The 17,994-nt window shown below is 42.2% G+C and carries 23 protein-coding genes; 10 read left to right on the top strand and 13 right to left on the bottom strand.

Annotation, left to right across the window (positions count from 1 at the left end):
- Positions 1-2 precede the first annotated feature (2 nt).
- The 10 genes from secA to nrdR form a co-directional block, all read right to left on the bottom strand.
- Positions 3-2,516, bottom strand: a complete 2,514-nt coding sequence (secA, locus tag KX728_RS02580; protein ID WP_215804898.1) for a preprotein translocase subunit SecA — start codon at positions 2,514-2,516, stop codon at positions 3-5.
- A gap of 115 nt (positions 2,517-2,631) precedes the next feature.
- Positions 2,632-3,402, bottom strand: a complete 771-nt coding sequence (locus KX728_RS02575) for a DNA alkylation repair protein (RefSeq protein WP_042902670.1) — start codon at positions 3,400-3,402, stop codon at positions 2,632-2,634.
- Between the two features lie 144 nt (positions 3,403-3,546).
- Entirely contained in the window at positions 3,547-3,837 is a 291-nt protein-coding gene (locus tag KX728_RS02570; protein ID WP_215804899.1) for a hypothetical protein, read from the bottom strand.
- A 131-nt stretch (positions 3,838-3,968) separates the two neighbouring features.
- Entirely contained in the window at positions 3,969-4,565 is a 597-nt protein-coding gene (locus tag KX728_RS02565) for a LemA family protein (protein ID WP_000812473.1), read from the bottom strand.
- A 160-nt stretch (positions 4,566-4,725) separates the two neighbouring features.
- A complete protein-coding gene (locus KX728_RS02560; RefSeq protein WP_215804900.1) occupies positions 4,726-5,577 on the bottom strand; it encodes a TPM domain-containing protein in 852 nt (283 codons plus the stop codon).
- 227 nt (positions 5,578-5,804) lie between these two features.
- The gene (gene der / locus KX728_RS02555; protein ID WP_033630096.1) at positions 5,805-7,115 is read right to left on the bottom strand and encodes a ribosome biogenesis GTPase Der; all 1,311 of its coding nucleotides are present in this window, start codon (positions 7,113-7,115) and stop codon (positions 5,805-5,807) included.
- 13 nt (positions 7,116-7,128) lie between these two features.
- Positions 7,129-7,842, bottom strand: coding sequence for an NADPH-dependent oxidoreductase (locus tag KX728_RS02550; RefSeq protein ID WP_033630097.1), 714 nt, complete (start codon positions 7,840-7,842; stop codon positions 7,129-7,131).
- Complete coding sequence (dnaI, locus tag KX728_RS02545; RefSeq protein ID WP_033630098.1) at positions 7,839-8,735, bottom strand: primosomal protein DnaI; 897 nt, start codon at positions 8,733-8,735, stop codon at positions 7,839-7,841. The genes KX728_RS02550 and dnaI overlap by 4 nt, the downstream gene beginning before the upstream one ends.
- Positions 8,736-9,899, bottom strand: coding sequence for a DnaD domain protein (locus tag KX728_RS02540; RefSeq protein ID WP_215804901.1), 1,164 nt, complete (start codon positions 9,897-9,899; stop codon positions 8,736-8,738).
- Entirely contained in the window at positions 9,900-10,373 is a 474-nt protein-coding gene (gene nrdR / locus KX728_RS02535) for a transcriptional regulator NrdR (RefSeq protein WP_001203676.1), read from the bottom strand.
- A 140-nt stretch (positions 10,374-10,513) separates the two neighbouring features.
- On the opposite strand from nrdR, the gene KX728_RS02530 reads away from it, so the two are divergent.
- The 3 genes from KX728_RS02530 to KX728_RS02520 are packed head-to-tail and all read left to right on the top strand — an operon-like array spanning position 10,514 to position 12,323.
- Positions 10,514-10,879, top strand: coding sequence for a GntR family transcriptional regulator (locus KX728_RS02530; RefSeq protein WP_000119117.1), 366 nt, complete (start codon positions 10,514-10,516; stop codon positions 10,877-10,879).
- Between the two features lie 4 nt (positions 10,880-10,883).
- Entirely contained in the window at positions 10,884-11,579 is a 696-nt protein-coding gene (locus KX728_RS02525; RefSeq protein WP_215804902.1) for an ABC transporter ATP-binding protein, read from the top strand.
- A 15-nt stretch (positions 11,580-11,594) separates the two neighbouring features.
- Complete coding sequence (locus KX728_RS02520) at positions 11,595-12,323, top strand: hypothetical protein (protein ID WP_215804903.1); 729 nt, start codon at positions 11,595-11,597, stop codon at positions 12,321-12,323.
- A 31-nt stretch (positions 12,324-12,354) separates the two neighbouring features.
- Here the strand turns inward: KX728_RS02520 and KX728_RS02515 are convergent, their stop codons facing one another.
- Positions 12,355-13,050, bottom strand: coding sequence for an LrgB family protein (locus KX728_RS02515; RefSeq protein ID WP_215804904.1), 696 nt, complete (start codon positions 13,048-13,050; stop codon positions 12,355-12,357).
- Positions 13,047-13,421, bottom strand: a complete 375-nt coding sequence (locus tag KX728_RS02510; protein ID WP_000781325.1) for a CidA/LrgA family protein — start codon at positions 13,419-13,421, stop codon at positions 13,047-13,049. Before KX728_RS02510 ends, KX728_RS02515 begins: the two co-directional genes overlap by 4 nt.
- A gap of 195 nt (positions 13,422-13,616) precedes the next feature.
- On the opposite strand from KX728_RS02510, the gene KX728_RS02505 reads away from it, so the two are divergent.
- The 7 genes from KX728_RS02505 to queF all read left to right on the top strand — a co-directional run bounded on the left by KX728_RS02505 (position 13,617) and on the right by queF (position 17,166).
- The gene (locus tag KX728_RS02505; RefSeq protein WP_215804905.1) at positions 13,617-13,997 is read left to right on the top strand and encodes a MarR family winged helix-turn-helix transcriptional regulator; all 381 of its coding nucleotides are present in this window, start codon (positions 13,617-13,619) and stop codon (positions 13,995-13,997) included.
- Between the two features lie 100 nt (positions 13,998-14,097).
- Positions 14,098-14,319 carry a DUF4649 family protein gene (locus KX728_RS02500; RefSeq protein WP_000570264.1) on the top strand — a complete coding sequence of 74 codons (222 nt, stop codon included), beginning with the start codon at positions 14,098-14,100 and terminating at the stop codon, positions 14,317-14,319.
- A 15-nt stretch (positions 14,320-14,334) separates the two neighbouring features.
- Positions 14,335-14,649: a thioredoxin gene (gene trxA, locus KX728_RS02495; protein ID WP_215804906.1), complete on the top strand. Its 315-nt coding sequence runs from the start codon at positions 14,335-14,337 to the stop codon at positions 14,647-14,649.
- 202 nt (positions 14,650-14,851) lie between these two features.
- Positions 14,852-15,505, top strand: a complete 654-nt coding sequence (gene queC / locus KX728_RS02490; RefSeq protein ID WP_095725852.1) for a 7-cyano-7-deazaguanine synthase QueC — start codon at positions 14,852-14,854, stop codon at positions 15,503-15,505.
- Entirely contained in the window at positions 15,505-15,948 is a 444-nt protein-coding gene (gene queD / locus KX728_RS02485) for a 6-carboxytetrahydropterin synthase QueD (RefSeq protein ID WP_215804907.1), read from the top strand. The genes queC and queD overlap by 1 nt, the downstream gene beginning before the upstream one ends.
- Complete coding sequence (queE, locus tag KX728_RS02480) at positions 15,941-16,657, top strand: 7-carboxy-7-deazaguanine synthase QueE (protein WP_193431769.1); 717 nt, start codon at positions 15,941-15,943, stop codon at positions 16,655-16,657. The genes queD and queE overlap by 8 nt, the downstream gene beginning before the upstream one ends.
- A 17-nt stretch (positions 16,658-16,674) precedes the next feature.
- Positions 16,675-17,166 (top strand): preQ(1) synthase, encoded by a 492-nt coding sequence (gene queF / locus KX728_RS02475; protein ID WP_000082579.1) that lies wholly within the window; start codon positions 16,675-16,677, stop codon positions 17,164-17,166.
- A gap of 57 nt (positions 17,167-17,223) precedes the next feature.
- On the opposite strand, the gene KX728_RS02470 is transcribed toward queF, so the two are convergent.
- Positions 17,224-17,892: an MIP/aquaporin family protein gene (locus tag KX728_RS02470; RefSeq protein ID WP_215804908.1), complete on the bottom strand. Its 669-nt coding sequence runs from the start codon at positions 17,890-17,892 to the stop codon at positions 17,224-17,226.
- Between the last annotated feature and the right edge of the window lie 102 nt (positions 17,893-17,994).

The raw sequence follows: 17,994 nt of genomic DNA, 5'->3' as shown, positions 1-17,994 counted from the left end.
TATTATTGTCTCTTACCATGACAGTTCTTGAATTTCTTACCTGATCCACATGGGCATTGGTCGTTTCGTCCGATTTGGCTCAAGTCCAAATCTTCTGGAAGACTTGCCTGCTGCGCTGCGATATTACGAGTCGCAGTTGTACTGATATTGTGTTCAGTTTGCGGACGTTCTTGTTCATGGATTTGTGCTTTCATCATCAAGCGGGTCACATCGAATTCAATCGATCCAATCATGTCGTTAAACATGCGGAAACCTTCTGCTTGATATTCTACAACAGGGTTGTTTTGGGCATATCCACGAAGACCAACAGCATTTCGCAACTGGTCAAGAGCATCGATATGGTCTGTCCACTTGTTGTCTACAACACGTAGAATCAAGACTTTTTGGAATTCTTTCACTGCATCTTCGTCACGAAGCTTAGCAACTTGGCTGTCATAGACTTTCAAGGCACGTTGGAATAGTTCATCTTTGATAGCTTGGTCTGACAAACCTGCAAGATCTGAACGGCTAATTGAATCTTCTGGAAGCAAGTTATACTTAGCAAAGTTCAAGATTGCTTCCATTTTTTCATCTTCCTTAGAACGTGCATGTGCATCCACGATACGTCCAATGGTACGACGAATCATAGCATGGATTTCTGGTGCCAAGTCACGATCTGCAGTAATGACATCATAACGTTGTGCATAGATGATCTCACGTTGTTCTCGCATAACGTCGTCGTATTGAAGGACTTGTTTACGAGTGTCATAGTTATTTCCTTCGACACGTTTTTGAGCTGCTTCAACTTGACGCGTTAACATGCGAGATTCGATGGCTTCGTCAGACATGTTGAGACGTTCAAAGACACCTTTCAAACGTTCTGAACCGAAACGTTTCATCAAATCATCTTCAAGAGACAAGTAGAATTGTGACTCACCTGGGTCTCCTTGACGCCCTGAACGTCCACGAAGCTGGTTATCAATACGGCGACTTTCGTGGCGCTCTGTACCAATGACGCAAAGACCACCAAGTTCACGAACCCCTTCACCAAGCTTGATGTCGGTACCACGACCGGCCATGTTGGTTGCGATGGTAACTGCGCCACGTTGACCAGCGTTCATGATGATTTGCGCTTCTCTGTAGTGGTTCTTCGCATTCAAGACTTCGTGAGGAACACCTGCAGCAACCAATTTCTTGGAGAGGAAATCACTGGTTTCAACGGCAACTGTACCTACCAAGACCGGCTGACCTTTTTGGTGACGAGCTTTTACATCTTCAACTACAGCCTTAAACTTCGCATCAAGACTGGCATAGAGAAGGTCTGAGTGGTCGATACGTTGAATTGGACGGTTAGTTGGGATTGGGATAACACGAATGTTGTAAATTTCACGGAATTCTTCTTCTTCTGTTTTACCAGTACCTGTCATCCCTGCCAATTTCTTATACATACGGAAGAGGTTTTGGTAGGTAATAGAAGCTGAAGTCTTGGTCTCGTCTTGGATTGGCACACCTTCTTTTGCTTCAATCGCTTGGTGTAAACCATCAGAGTAACGACGACCTTCCATGGTACGACCTGTAAATTGGTCGACGATCAAGATTTCCTGCTCTTCACTAACCACATAGTCGATATCGAGAATCATGATATAGTTAGCACGGAGGGCATTGTCGATAAAGTGAGTAAGAGCCACATTTTCAATGTCGTAGAGATTTTCTAGTTTGAAGTAGCTTTCAGCCTTGTCAATACCAGAATCTGACAAACCGATCGTCTTAGACTGAACGTCAATGATATAGTCATCCTTATCCAAGGATTTCACGAAGTGGTCTGCCATATGGTAGAGTTGGCTTGTCTCAACTGCGTTGGCACCTGAAACGATCAATGGTGTACGAGCTTCGTCGATCAAAATTGAGTCAACCTCATCGACCAAGGCATAATTGAGTGGACGTTGCACCATGTTTTCTGCACGAACGACCATGTTGTCACGAAGGTAGTCGAAACCAATCTCTGAGTTTGTTGAGTAGGTAATGTCGCAAAGGTAAGCCTCTTTTTTCTCCATTGGAGATTTAGCTGCCAAGTTGATCCCTACTGACAAACCGAGCCATGAGTAGAGCTCACCCATCTCAGTCGCGTCACGTTCTGTTAGGTATTCATTGACTGTAACTACGTGAACCCCTTTACCTGCAAGGGCATTGAGGTACACTGGCATGGTCGCCGTCAAGGTCTTCCCTTCACCGGTACGCATCTCTGGAACGTCACCATGGTGAAGAACGATTCCCCCCATTACCTGAACCTTATAAGGGAAGAGCCCAAGGACACGTTTTGCAGCTTCACGAACTACTGCAAAAGCCTCATATAGCAATGAATCAAGCGATTCACCCTTGTTGTAACGTTCTTTAAATTCGTCAGTTTTCGCTTTTAGTTCTTCGTCTGACATTGCAGCCATTTGGCTCTCATAGTTAAGAACCTTATCAGCCATCTTTTCCAGACGACGAAGTTCTCCTTTATCATTTTCAATAATCGTTTTTAAAATATTAGCCATGATTTTCCTTACTTTTTATTCTGAATATTTTAGAATGTTCTTTTAATTTTAGCATATTTACCATTATTTTTCAAGAAAGAATCCTTAATTTACAACGGAAAAGGCCAGCCAAAATTCAGCTTTTTTTGCATAAATCTTCTGTGGCTCTTTTTTTGTTTTTTGTTCGAGATGCATGCTTGATGATCCAAGCACAACTTGGACTTAGCTCCTCCTTTTGCCAAGTTTGAAGAATCTTTTCAAACTTATCAGGGTCTTCCTTGTACAAATCATTTAGATTATTGGCTACACTTTTTTGAATAGACTTATCTCTATCATCTTTTAGATTGGTCAGAATAGTGGTGAAATCCTCAAAATAATCCAATACCACGGTTTGTCTCTTAGCCCAAGGCAGACGGATACGCATACATTCGCTGGCAAGTCTGCGAACGCGCAAATTTTCATCCTGACTCCATTCTAACAGCAAAGTCATTGTAGCCTTAGGATAGCGAGCCAGCAAGGGCCTCATAGAAAATTCTCCAGTAAATCGCTTGGTTAGTTCCTTACTAAAGGCCGCGCTCAATTCAAATTCCTTGTCTCCATATAGCTCTACATATTTTCCGATTGGCCAAAGCCAATATCCTTCTGAGAACATACCTAAACCACCCTCTAACTCAGGACCCAAAATTTTCTCAAAAACCTTGAGAGAGTCCTCATAAGATAGGGGGAGGCAATCTTTGATACTTTTAGCCAAGAGTTCTTGACGCTGGCTAAACTCCAAATTTTCCAAGTCTTTTTCTAACAAGAGCCTAAACTTTTGTCCATCAAATGTAGGGGACGCTTCTTTCAACCGTCGACTCAAATCCCTAGCATAAGCCAAGTCATAATAATCTTTTACTTTTTTAGCCATTTTTTTTATCCCTTAATCTTCATTTTACGGGACTTATTATATCATACAGACAGCCCGTCAACAAAATTATTTTTATATCTCCAACTATTTTAATAAGGAAGAAAAAAGGACTAGAAGCTAGTCTAGTCCTTCATTTGTTAATGTTTAATTTCCCAAGAATACAGGCAATATCCCAAAATACCAAAAGAGATTGATCCAGAAGGCCAAGCAAAAGATAATTCCAAAGATGAGAAGACTGAAATTTTTAATCAGGACCGAGTATAGGATGGATAAAACTCCAAAAACCATAAAGAGTTTTTTCATAACGAAATAATAAATTGAAACTCCTCCTACTTGCCAATCCCAAGGAAGGAAAAACATGAGGAACCAGAGAAGGCAAATCGTAAGGATATATCTCTTGTAGTGCGCTTCAAGAAAGGCTTTTGTTTTCTCCATAGCAAACCTCCATTTGAGTCACTGTCTCTTCCCTTTTATTATACCAAAAAAACCTGGAAAAAGCTTTCCAGGTTCGGTTTGAAATCACTAGTCATACTAGAGAAATTCCTTTATTCATAGGCTGATTCACTTTATTGACTTGATGAAGATGTTCCAAAATCGACCTTAGGAACTGTCTTGGCTTCTTCTGTTTCTTTAAAGGTTTCAGCTTCTTTAAAGTTCATCATATTCGCAAAAAGCACGGTTGGAAAACTTCTCAACTTTTGATTGTACTCGGCTGCGACCTTGTTATAATCCTTACGTGCTACAAAGATACGATTTTCACTGCCTGAAAGTTCGACCATTAGTTGCTCAACATTTTGATTGCTCTTGAGTTCTGGATAATTCTCCGTCAAGGAAATCAAGCGGGAAAGAGCTGAGCTCAATTCTCCCTGAGCCTTTTGGTTTTCTTCCGATGTCACAGAGCTACTACCGATTTTAGCTCTAGCATCCGCAATCTTGGTAAAGACTTCGGTTTCATGATTCATTTGTCCTTTAACGGACTCCACCAAGTTACCAATCAAGTCCGAACGACGTTGGAGGGCTGTCGAGACATCGGCCTGAGCCTGCTCCACTTTAGTCTGTTCACCAACTAGACCATTATAGGTCGTCACTGCGGAACAACTTCCCAGAACTAGTAGTCCAAAGAAAATCGCTACTATTGAGAGAATTACTTTATTTTGTTTCATATCAAAACCTTAACACTTTCTTTTATCAACTTTTCTGAGAAAATACTCAGATTTTAAATCAATTTCCCAAACTTTGTTTTTATTTTTAATTAAGGAGTGAACTCTTGCAAAGGAGTCACCTTACTGTATGGAGAAATCGGTTTGAGCAATATATGATCACTCACCAGTCATCAGACGAACCACCGCCATCAAAGCCACCGCCGTCCCAGCCTCCAGATGAGTCGGAGCCCGAATCAGACCAAGAGGAACCTGAGTCTGATGAGTCACTGCCCCACCAGCCACCGCCAGAATCATCTCCACGTGAACCGCCACCACGACCACCAAATAGAAATCCGATAATCATCACGATGAAGTAAATGAGAATTCCAAATCCGATAACTCCGTCACTCGAACTGCTTTTTCGATGACGTCGTGAAGAACTCCTCTCACCAGCATACCTTTCCAGTTCCCTTAAGCGACTAGAGTTGGTAGTATAGTCGTAACTACTTTTAGAACTTGAAGCAGTCGTACTCGATCCACTATAGAACATGTAGTTGAGATTATTGACTATTGAGAGAACACCCTTGTTATAATCACCATTTTTAAAGTAAGGACGTGCTGTTGTCAAGAACCTGTGAGTCTGATAGTCAGTGATCTTACTGGCCACATTATTACTGGTTTCAATCCGTGATTTTCTATCTTGGACTGCTACCACAATCAAGACACCGTGATTGTCTCCCGAGTAGCCAATCTTCCAAGCTCTAGCTGTTTCATTGGCTACAGTCTCGATTGTTTCTCCATCTAAGCTTTTCACAACGTAAACACCCATCTGGAATTTTTCTGATTTTTTACTATTGACATTATTCAATTCCCGAATCTGACTTATAGTCTCATCCGTTAAATAATGATCCGGGTCATAGATTCCGTACTCAGGTTTTTCAGGTGCTGTAAATGCTGACAAGAAGAGAAAGACCATCAGCAATCCAAGCAAGCGAACCAACAAACTATGTTTAAATAATCTGCTTCTTTTCATAATAACCTCCCTGATAAAGGAAAATTGATTTAAGGAATTATAGCATTTTGATTTTTACAAAAAAAGTGCATTTTCATTACAAATAGATTACAAAATCTAGGAAAATGATTGAAATTTGATGACAGATTCTCCTCCAATTTGATAGGTTCTTTTCTCCCCTTTTAGATAGAAAAAAGAAGACTATGAAGTCTTCTTTCAATTTATTTTTATAGGAAAACAAGCAAGACTTACTTGCGTTTTCTCGCGATCAAGTGAATCGGTGTTCCTTCAAAGACAAAGGCCTTGCGGATTTGATTTTCTAAGAAACGCAAGTAAGAGAAGTGCATAAGTTCTTCTTCATTGACAAAGATGACAAAGGTTGGTGGCTTGGTTGCCACTTGGGTAGCGTAGAAAATCTTGAGGCGTTTCCCTTTGTCTGTCGGTGTTGGGTTGATAGCAATAGCATCTATAATGACATCATTCAAGACTGCTGATGGGATACGAGTGTTTTGGCTCTCGCTGATTTGTTTGATCATATGAGGTAGCTTGTGGAGACGTTGCTTGGTCAAAGCAGAAACAAAGATAATCGGTGCGTAAGGCAGATATTGGAACTGCTCACGGATATCTTCTTCCCAGTTTTTCATGGTGTGGTTATCTTTTTCAAGAGTATCCCACTTATTGACTACAATAATCATCCCTTTACCAGCTTCGTGGGCAAATCCAGCGATACGCTTATCATACTCACGGATACCTTCTTCGGCATTGAGGACCATCAAGACTACATCTGAACGGTCAATAGCTCGCATGGCACGCATGACTGAGTATTTCTCTGTGTTTTCATAGACTTTACCAGACTTACGCATACCTGCCGTATCAATCATGGTAAACTCTTGACCATCTTCATCTGTAAAATGCGTGTCGATAGCGTCACGAGTTGTACCAGCTACGGGACTAGCAATCACACGATCTTCTCCCAAAATAGCATTGATCAAGCTAGATTTTCCGACATTTGGACGTCCAATTAAGCTGAATTTAATGACATCCGGATTTTCTTCTTCGACTTCATGTGGGAGATTTTCTACGATAGCATCCAGTACATCACCTGTCCCGATACCGTGTACAGACGAGATTGGTAGAGGTTCACCCAAACCAAGAGCGTAGAAATCATAAATATCATTTCGCATTTCTGGGTTGTCAACCTTGTTAACGGCAAGGATAACAGGTTTATGGGTTTTATATAGTTTACGTGCTACGTATTCGTCTGCATCCGTGATTCCTTCTTTACCGGAAACTACAAAGACGATCACGTCAGCCTCTTCCATGGCAATTTCTGCCTGGTGCTTGATTTGTTCCATAAAGGGAGCATCAACGTCATCAATCCCTCCTGTATCAATCATACTGAAAGAACGGTTGAGCCATTCACCAGTAGCATAGATACGGTCCCGTGTTACTCCTTCGACATCTTCTACGATTGAGATGCGTTCCCCTGCAATACGGTTAAACAGGGTTGATTTCCCAACATTGGGACGTCCTACGATGGCAACAGTTGGTAAGGCCATGTTTTCTCACTTTCTACAATAACTTCTTCTGTTCAAGATTTTCTCTAGTCGAACTTGGTTCTGGATTACCGAATTGCTCTGCAAGACGTTGACTCCAAGTTGTAGTCGCACGCGCACCAGCATACTCTGCTTGTACACGATCATAAGCTTCAATTGCTTCAACTGAGACTTCTTGATACTCTTCTTCAAAAACAAGCTGGTCAAGAGGCAATCTTGGTTTCACATCATGTTTTTGATTCGGCACACCTAGTGCAATACCAAATACAGGATAAGTATAATCAGGAAGCTTGAACAATTCTGCTAACTCAGCAGATTTATAACGCACCAAACCAATAATCACTCCACCATAGCCTAGGCTTTCTGCCGCAAGCAAGGTATTTTGTCCAGCCAAAGCAGCATCCACAGAAGTAATGAGGAGACCTTCCACACCTTGAGGTTGGAAAGTATCGGTATGGAGACGAGCTCCTTTTTCTGCACGGTTTAAATCACCAACAAAGAGCAAGAATGCTGCTGATTGACGAATAGCTTCCTGAGGAACTAGTTCATACAGAGCATCTTTCTTCTCTTGACTTCTTACTAAAATCACTGAATAAGATTGGAAATTTTTCCAAGTTGAAGCCATTTGGGCAGCCTTTAAAATCTCATTCAAGTCCTCTTGAGGAATCTCTTGCTCCTTAAATCTGCGCACTGATGAGTGGCTTTGCATTAATTTAATCGTTTCTGTCATCGACGATTTTCTCCTTCTAATCTTGTTTCCTCTGCTAAATAACGGATACGCTCCATGACACGTCTAGATTCCCAAGTTTCATCATTTCCGTTCTTGCCTTTTGCAAAATGTTTTTCCAAATCTTCAAAATTGAAGTTGGAAGTGAAAAAGGTTGGCAAATCTTCCTGCATGCGGTACTGAAGAATGACTTGGAGAATCTCATCACGCACCCAAGGAGTCGACTGCTCTGCACCAATATCATCCAAGACCAGAACTTCTGCTAACTTGATGTCATCCACCAAGGTCTTCACAGAGCCTTCACCGATGGCATTTTTCACATCAATGACAAAACTTGGATAGTGGAGAATAGTTGTTGAGGCCCCACGTTTTTCAGATAGGTCGTGAGCTAAGGCTGCCATCATGAAACTCTTACCAACACCAAAATCTCCGTAAAGATAGAGGCCTTTTCGGATGCTTGGGTAAAGGTCAACAAAGGAATAGAGTCTCTCAAAAATCGGTAAACGTCCTAGATCATCCAGGTCAATCTGAGCTAATTTCGCTTTCTTGAGACTGGCTGGTAGATTAATCAACTTGAGACGATTCTTAATTGCAGCCTCTTTTTCTGCCGCGATTAGTTCTGGTGTTTCTTCATAAGACACATCCGCATAACCGTGATTCATGACCAAGATGGGCTTGTAGCCACGCGCTATATAGTCCGCATCCCCACGAAGAAACTTATCCCGTTCTGTGATATATTGGTTGAACTTGGAGATGCTTCGATTTAACTCCTCTGGGCTGAGGGATTCTTTCTGGATAAAAGCCGCTACATCTGGGTCCTTCATGATCTGCTGGACTAGGTCCTGATACTGAAAACGACTTGTCTGACGTTTGATAACGTCACCAACACTTTCCATTTAGTCTCCTCCTTCTTCTAATCGGGCTAACATTTCTTGTTTTTTGCGTTCTAGTTCCAGACGAGTCTCCTCACTGGTTTGATTCTTGTATTCTGGATTACTCCACTTAGGAACATTTGTCTTAGTCGAGCTAGTTTTTGATTTTTTGTCTTCCTGGCCTTTTTGCTGACGCTCTCTAATCCGAAGCACAGCTTCCTCTGCTGTCCGAATCTTGCGATAGGCATAGTCGTTTGCGACTTTCATAGCGTATTTTTCATTGACATTGGCCGAATCAACCTTGTTAAAGGTTAAAAGTAAGACGATATTAATGACTTCGTCCAACAAGCCTAAAGTCGCCATCTGGTAAAGGAGTTCTCTTTCACTTTGGGTGATGTTCCCCTTACGTGTTTGCTTGATTTCGGCTAAAAATTCTAGGGGAGTTTTATTTTTGGCTTCCCTGATAATGGTCATTTCTTTGGGGCTAAAGTCAGAAGTAGCTGGTTTTTGTGCTATCTTTTCACGCATGCGTTTGACTGAAATAACCTGAGCTACTGCTGTCGCCTTGGCTAATTGATAGGTTTCAAACCAGGTCCATTTTTTTTCATCTGCGATGGCGAACAATTCCAAAACATTCGCCTGCTCGTTTTCAAAACGCAAGCCATCCCGAGCCATCAGGCGCTGGAAATGTTCCAAGTCAAAATCATTTTTCACCCTGTTTTTTGACTCGATTGGTGTCACTTCTTCAGTCAAGGTTGGAAATACTTGGCTCAAAGAAACAGAGAGAGCTTCTCCCTCACTTGGTGCCTGTTTCATAGCAGAAACAGCTGCATCCCCTATCTTTTTCTCTAACAGTCTGCTATAGACAGAATGACTTAGAAAATCCTGACTGGGGAGGGGAGAATGAAGCTGTAATTCATAGTTTTCCCCCTTCTGATAAAGGGTCAACAAATCTAAGGAAGATAAGACTTTGAAGGATTGGAGCAAGGTCGGCATGCCAAAGTTTAAGTGGTTGAGAATATGGGAAAAGAGGTGTTCCTTTTGTCCACCATCCCAAAAGGTAATGGCATATAGATAGAGGCTCAGTGCCTCCTGACCGATAATCGGGAGGTAGCACTGCACCAGAGAAGAGGTATCTTGCGACACCCGATTATTCTTTAGAAAAGAAAAACGGTCATTTGGTTTCATCTATTTTTCCTTTTTCTTCTTAGAGGACTGGGTGATCTGCTGAAGAAGGCTCTCCAACTCACTCACATCCTTAAAGCTACGGTAAACACTGGCAAAACGTACATAGGTAATCTCATCAAGCTCTGCCAATTCTTCCATGACTAAAGACCCAATATACTCACTTTGGATCTCATTCTCACTGCGACTACGGAGTTTTTGCTCGATGCGATTGACCACCATGCCGATTTCATCACTCGAAACAGGGCGTTTCTGGGCTGAGCGAATAATCCCATTAAAGATTTTATCTCTCGAAAACTGCTCACGTGTACCGTCTTTTTTGACGACAACCAGCGTTCTTTCTTCTACTCGTTCATAGGTTGTAAAACGATGCTGGCACTCGTCGCACTCACGTCTTCGGCGGATGGTATTTCCTTCTTCGGCTTGTCGACTATCAACAACACTAGACTTGGTAGCCCCACATTTTGGACAACGCATGCATTTCCCTCCTTGTCGTTTTCTTTTCATTATACCATTTTTTGAGCAATTCCCAAAACAATTCTTATTTTTACTTGACAAGTTTTTTGTTTTATTGTATTATTTGATTAGAACAATAAAGGCAAAGAAAGGAGACTATGATGTCCTGGTCATTTGATAATACAAAACCGATTTATTTACAGATTATGGAAAAAATCAAATTACAGATTGTTTCCCATGAACTGGAACCCAACCAACAGCTCCCTACCGTGAGAGATTTGGCGAGCGAGGCTGGGGTCAATCCTAATACCATTCAGCGCGCCTTGTCTGACCTCGAACGTGAAGGATTTGTATACAGCAAGCGGACAACTGGTCGATTCGTCACCGAGGATTTGGACCTCATCCTTCAGTCCCGCAAACAACTTTCTGAGGAGCAACTGCAACAATTCGTCTCTTGCATGCTTCAATTTGGCTACAAAAAAGAAGAACTGCCAAATGTATTAAGCGACTATATTAAAGGAGTTTAAGACTATGACACTACTAGCACTTGAAAATGTAACAAAATCATATGGAGCAACTGCGGTACTTGACAATATCTCACTAGAGATCTCAGCTGGAAAGATTGTCGGGCTCCTTGGACCAAACGGATCCGGAAAAACAACCTTGATCAAACTGATCAATGGTCTCCTTCAACCAAATAAAGGACGTGTCCTCATTAATGGACAGGATCCAAGTCCTGCTACCAAGGCGATCGTTTCCTATCTGCCAGACACAACCTACCTCAATGAAGAGATGAAGGTTAAGGATGCTCTAACCTATTTTAAAACCTTCTACCAGGATTTCAATCTCGAAAAAGCCCAACACCTTTTAACCGATCTCGGTATTGATGAAAACAGTCGCCTCAAGAAACTATCAAAAGGGAACAAGGAAAAGGTCCAACTCATCTTGGTTATGAGCCGTGAAGCCCGCCTCTACGTTCTGGACGAACCAATCGGAGGCGTGGATCCAGCTGCCCGTGATTATATCCTCAATACCATCATCAATAACTACTCACCAACCTCTACGGTGCTGATTTCAACCCACTTGATTTCAGATATTGAGCCAATCTTGGATGAGATCATCTTCCTCAAAGACGGGAAAGTCGTCCGCCAAGGAAATGTTGATGATATTCGTTACGAGTCAGGTGAATCAATTGACCAGCTCTTCCGCCAGGAATTTAAAGCCTAAGCAAAGGAGATTATTATGTTTTGGAATCTAGTTCGTTATGAATTTAAAAATGTCAATAAATGGTATCTGGCACTCTACGGTGCTGTACTTGCAATTTCAGTTTTGATTGGAGCTTTTATTAGCAGTCTTAGCCAGAGTTACAATCCTAACAATGCTGCTTATTTCATCTTCTTTTTAGTACTAGTCTTTGGAGGACTCAGCGTCACTCTTTGGATTGCAACAATCTTTTTAATCATCCGAAGATTCAAGGGGAGTGTTTATGACCGCCAAGGGTACTTGACCTTGACCTTGCCTGTCTCAGAGCACCAAATCATCACCGCAAAACTTTTAGGTGGTCTTATCTGGTCCATCTTAAGCTATATCGTCTTTATCTTGAGTATATTGATTATCTTCTTCTTAACACCAATAGAAAAAGACTTCACTGCCCTCTATAACTTCATTTCCCCTTACCTCAGCTACGGCTGGCTGTATGCCCTATCACTGTTTATCAGTTCGATCGCATGGATTTTATCCATTTACCTCTCTATCTCTATCGGGCAACTCTTTAACGAGTATCGAACAGCTATGGGGATTCTAGCCTATATCGTCATTTCCATCGTTATTGGTTATATCACTTTCTTCTTAAGAGTTGACAATGACTTTAACGTGATGGCTGGTACAGAAATCTTACGCGATCTCTTTTTATCAGCTATCTACTATCTCGGAACCTACTATATTTTGAAAAACAAGGTTAATTTGCAATAAAAAATGCCCAGCTAGAAAGCTGGGTTTTTCTTTAACTCAATATCAAACTGGCTACAATGGGGCTGACAAAGACGTAGAGTATACCAGTGACACCAATAGCCAAGCCACCCATGGCTCCTGCTACCGAGCCGTATCGAAAGGCTGTTCCCGTTCCAACTGCGTGGCCTGTTCCTCCAAGGGAAAGCCCGACTGCTACTGGGTCGTCAATTTTCAGCCACTTCAAAAGGGTTGGTCCGATCACACTGGTCAAAATCCCAGTGGCCACTACGACGACCAAGGTCACAGTCGTCAAACCTTGCAATTTTTCTGTGATTCCCACTGCCATGGCGGTTGTTACTGACTTGGGAAAGAGAGAAATGGCTAGGAAAAAGTCCATACCAAATATTTTCGCTACTATGGCAGTAAAGCTAGTATTGACAACTACTGCTAGCAGACTACCAAAGAGAATACTCCGAGCATGGTGCTTCATCAAGTGAAAGCTCTTATAAAGCGGAATCCCTAAAGCCACGGTCGATGGGACTATCAAGTTGTTCAGATAAACCCCACCTTGGTAATAATCTTGATAAGAAATACCCGTCGCCTTAAGGAAAATAATGATAAAAATAGCTGACAAAAGCAGGGGCGTTGTCAATGGATGGGGAAAACGTCTGTAAATCAAGATCCCCACTAGATAAGCTAGAATAGATAATGCAATCCCAAACAGAGGATTGGATACAAATTCACTCATTTGGCATCTCCTTTCTCATAATCTCCCTCAAATCGTCTCTTGATAAACTGAACCACTAGGGCAATAAGGATAATGTTGATGACAGCCGCAAAAAAGACAATCAAGACGATGGGCAAAAGATAAGGGGCAATAACATCAAACTTTTCCATGATACCCACTGCTGGCGGCAAAAAGAGAATGGTCATGTTGGCCAGCAAGAAATTCCCGACCATATTGACATGTCTGGTTCTCAGCCACTTGAACTGCAGGGCTAGAAAAAGAATAATCAAACCGATAATACTGCCTGGGATGGGCAGATGAAAGAAACTAGAAATTCCCTCTCCGATAAGAGAAATCACAAAGAGAATCATTAATTGAACATATAATTTCATCCTAAACTCCACGAAATAGACTTCTTGCATACCAGTTTACTCTTTTTTCAGAAAATTTCAAGGAAATATCGCAATTCTTCTCTCTTGCAAAGATTAGTTAAAAGTAGTATAATCATTGCATGCGCAATCATCTTGTGTTAGAGAGACAGTCAGTAATGACTTTGTGATTTTACTTTGAAAAGAAAGGAGAAAGCAATGACCTATTTGGAAAAGTGGTTTGACTACAACCGCCGTCAAAAGGAAATGGAAGCCTTGTTAGAAGAAACCATCGCCCAGCAGACTGAACAAAGGTTGACCTTAAAAGAGTTTTACCTACTCTACTATCTGGATCTAGCTGATGAAAAATCCTTACGACAGATTGATTTACCCGATAAACTCCATCTCAGTCCCAGCGCTGTTTCTCGAATGGTGGCCCGACTAGAAGAGAAAAACTGTGGCTTGCTTAGTCGCCGATGTTGTGATCAGGATAGACGGGCTAGTTTTATCTGCCTGACTGACGAGGGACAAACAACCCTAGCTTACCTGCAAAAGGCCGTCGAAGAAAGTCTGGAAACGAGTCTTGATTTCATTTCTTAATCAGATTTTTTAAAAAAGTTGCGTGCGCAATCATTTTTCTTGACATTCCTCTTTTCAAGGAGTACAATAAAGTCAAGATCGAACAACAAAGGAGTTTTATATGATCGAAATTACCTATCTAGACGCCAGCAAGCAAGAGAGAACCATGACTTTCGAGTCATACCAAGACTTTGAACGTTCTCAACAAGCCTGCCTCATCGGCGTCGCAGATTACTACACTGTCCAAAAATTAACCTACAATGGTCATGATTTGGACTACCATGGGACTTATGGAGATGTCTTCTTCTATCTCATGAAACAAGATTTAAGCCAATATAACTAAAAAAGGAGAAATACAATGGCAAAAGCAATTACAGATGCAACATTTGAACAAGAAACAAAAGACGGTTTGGTCTTGGTAGACTTCTGGGCAACTTGGTGTGGTCCATGTCGTATGCAAGGTCCAATCTTGGACAAATTGTCTGAAGAACTTTCAGAAGATGTCTTGAAAATCGTTAAAATGGACGTTGATGAAAATCCAAACACAGCTCGTGCTTTTGGAATCATGTCTATCCCAACCCTTCTCTTCAAGAAAGATGGCCAAGTTATGAAACAGGTTGCAGGTGTTCACACTGCAGAACAAATCAAGGCCATCGTTGCTGAATTGAGCTAATCACACTAGAGACCAAGTACTTTATTTGGTCTCTTTTTTCTTGCCCTTTGCCATTTTTCAAAAAATATGCTAGACTGTAGGTAGAATATTACGATGTTTGGGACATGCCATCGCTAAAAAAAACCTCTACTTGGTATTTTTTAGCTCCCCTCAAGGGAGCTTTTTGCGTGCTCTGAACATTTCCCATTTTGGAAGGAGTACTATGAAACGTCAATCAGCCTTGGTCGTCTTTAGCGGCGGTCAAGATTCCACAACCTGCCTATTTTGGGCTAAAGAACACTATGAAACAGTCGAAGCCGTCACCTTTGCCTACGGCCAACGCCATCATCTCGAAATTCAAGTTGCTAGAGAAATCGCTAAGGAACAAGGCATTCGTCATCACATCTTAGATATGTCTCTGCTAGGACAAATCACTGAAAATGCCCTGACCTCTGATCTGGAGATCGAGCAAAAAGAGGGAGAGGTTCCCAATACCTTTGTTGACGGCCGCAACCACCTCTTTCTTTCCTTTGCAGCAGTTCTTGCCAAGCAACGAGGCATTAAAGACATCGTGACAGGTGTCTGTGAGACAGATTTTTCAGGCTACCCTGATTGTCGGGATGTCTTTGTCAAATCCCTCAATGTTACTCTCAACCTTGCCATGGATTACGACTTTGTTATCCAAACACCTCTCATGTGGCTAGACAAGGCTGAAACTTGGGAGTTAGCCGACCAACTTGGTGCCTTTGACTACGTTCGTGAGAAGACCTTAACCTGCTACAATGGGATTATCGGTAGTGGCTGCGGTGATTGTCCAGCATGTCACTTACGTCAGCATGGCCTTGATGTTTATCTCTCACAGAAAGGAGTGGGCTAATGTTTTTTGCACCCAAAGAAATCAAACAGGAAACGGGGGAGTCTCTTGTCTACAATCCTCACAGAACCTTGGTATCAAAAGAGTTCACCTTCGATGCTGCCCACCACCTCTTTCACTATGAGGGAAAATGCAAATCCCTGCACGGCCACACCTATCATCTGCAAGTTGCTGTCAGTGGATTTTTAGATGAACGGGGTATGACCCACGATTTCGGATATATCAAAGCGATCTATAAGAACTACTTAGAACCCCACTTGGATCATCGCTATCTCAATGAAACTCTGCCTTATATGAACACGACTGCTGAAAATATGGTTTACTGGATTTTCCAAACCATGAGTCAAGAGTTGCCTGACGAGCGCGGTCTCCGTTTGGAATACGTTCGCCTCTATGAAACTCCGACTGCCTTTGCGGAGTTTAGACGGGAGTGGTTAGATGACTAGGGAACGTGTCCTCAAACTACCAGTTCTGGAAATTTTCGGCCCAACCTTTCAAGGTGAAGGCCGTGCTATTGGGCAGAAAACCATGTTTGTCCGCACTGCTGGTTGCGACTACCACTGCGACTGGTGCGACTCTGCCTTTACTTGGGATGGTTCTGAAAAACCAACTCGCATGACCGCTGACGAAGTCATTGCTGCCTTAGACAAACTAGGAAGCTACGACTACGTTACCCTATCTGGGGGAAATCCTGCTATCCTAGCAGCTAACATGGCTGAACTGGTCACTAAGCTCAAGGAACGTGGTGTCACTCTGGCAGTTGAGACCCAAGGCTCCCGCTGGCAAAATTGGTTAAAAGATATCGATCAGGTCACCCTGAGTCCCAAGCCTCCTTCATCCAAGATGGAAATCAACTTCGAGACCTTGGACTTTATCGTTTCCCAACTAGATCCAGACAAGGTCACCTTTAAAATTCCTGTCTTTGATGATGCTGATTTGGCCTTTGCTAAAGGGATTCAAGAACGCTACCAACCAGATGTCCTCTTCTTATCGGCTGGAAATCCTGAGCCCAAGGCTACAGGCAATATTGTCCAAGACCAACTAGATCGCCTCAAAGAACTCTGGGAACGCGTCGCTGCTGACGATAGCTGGGGCAATGTCCGCGTCCTTCCTCAACTTCATACCCTCCTCTACGACAACCAACGTGGTGTTTAAATTAGAAAGAAAAAATCATGTCACAACAAGAAGAAATGAAAAACCTTAGCCTCCTCGGCAACAAAGAAACCAACTACATTTTTGACTATCAACCAGAAGTCCTCGAATCTTTTGACAATCGTCATGTTGAAAATGACTATTTTATTAAATTCAACTGTCCTGAATTTACCTCCCTGTGCCCAATCACTGCTCAGCCAGACTTTGCGACGATTTATATTTCCTACATTCCTGACAAGCTCTGTGTCGAGTCAAAATCCCTCAAACTCTACCTCTTTAGCTACCGAAATCATGGGGATTTTCACGAAAACTGTATCAACACCATCGGGAAAGACTTGGTCAACTTGCTAGACCCTCGCTATTTAGAGGTATGGGGAAAATTCACTCCGCGCGGTGGCATCTCAATCGACCCCTACTACAACTACGGTAAACCTGGAACTAAGTATGAAGGATTGGCAGAACAACGCCTCTTTCAACACGACCTTTATCCAGAGAAAATTGACAACCGTTAAACAGATACGAAAAAGCCCTGTTCCTCAAACTGAGGAGCAAGGCTTTTTGAATTTCAATTATTCTTCTGTTCCAAGAAAGTTTTTCGCAACAAGGGCTGCAAGAACGCCACCAACGATTGGCGCAAGGATGAAAATCCATACTTGTTGAAGGGCTGCGCCACCTACCAAGACGGCAGGTGCCAAGCTACGAGCTGGGTTAACTGAAAGGCCAGTAATGTTCAATCCCACAAGAATCAAGGCTGTCAATGACAAACCAATCACCAAACCAGCGATTGCGCCATTGCCTTTGCTTGCTGATGTTACAGTCATGATAACTAGGACAAACAAGAAAGTTGCGATGACTTCAAACAAGAATCCACCAAAGACAGTGACACCGTTTGCCAAGGCATTTTCACCAAGACTAGCAGTTGACATACCTGAGTTAGACAAGAGGAAGAATACTGCAGCTGACGCAAGGAAAGCTCCAACTACTTGTCCAAGGATGTAGTTTACAAGTTCTGAAGATGACAAACGTTTGTTTACAAACATAGCGATCGAAACAGCTGGGTTCAAGTGAGCACCTGAAACAGTTCCGATTGAGAAAGCTGCGACTACAATTGCCAAACCAAAGGCAAAAGCAATTCCAAGGTGTCCAAGACCTTCAACACCATTTCCAAAAACAACAGCTCCTGTTCCGATGAACACAAGCATAAATGTACCGATTAATTCAGCAACAATTTTTTTCATGATAAGTCTCCTTTTTTTAAACTATGTATTAGTCTATCAAAAGAAGGAAAGGGTTTCAAGAAAATTGACTGGAAAGTTATTTGAAAATCATGAAACAACTCG

Source organism: Streptococcus oralis, assembly GCF_019334565.1.
Classification (GTDB): Bacteria; Bacillota; Bacilli; order Lactobacillales; family Streptococcaceae; genus Streptococcus; species Streptococcus oralis_CR.
Note: the sequence above shows the minus strand (reverse complement) of the source record. Positions and strands in the feature narration are given on the sequence as shown.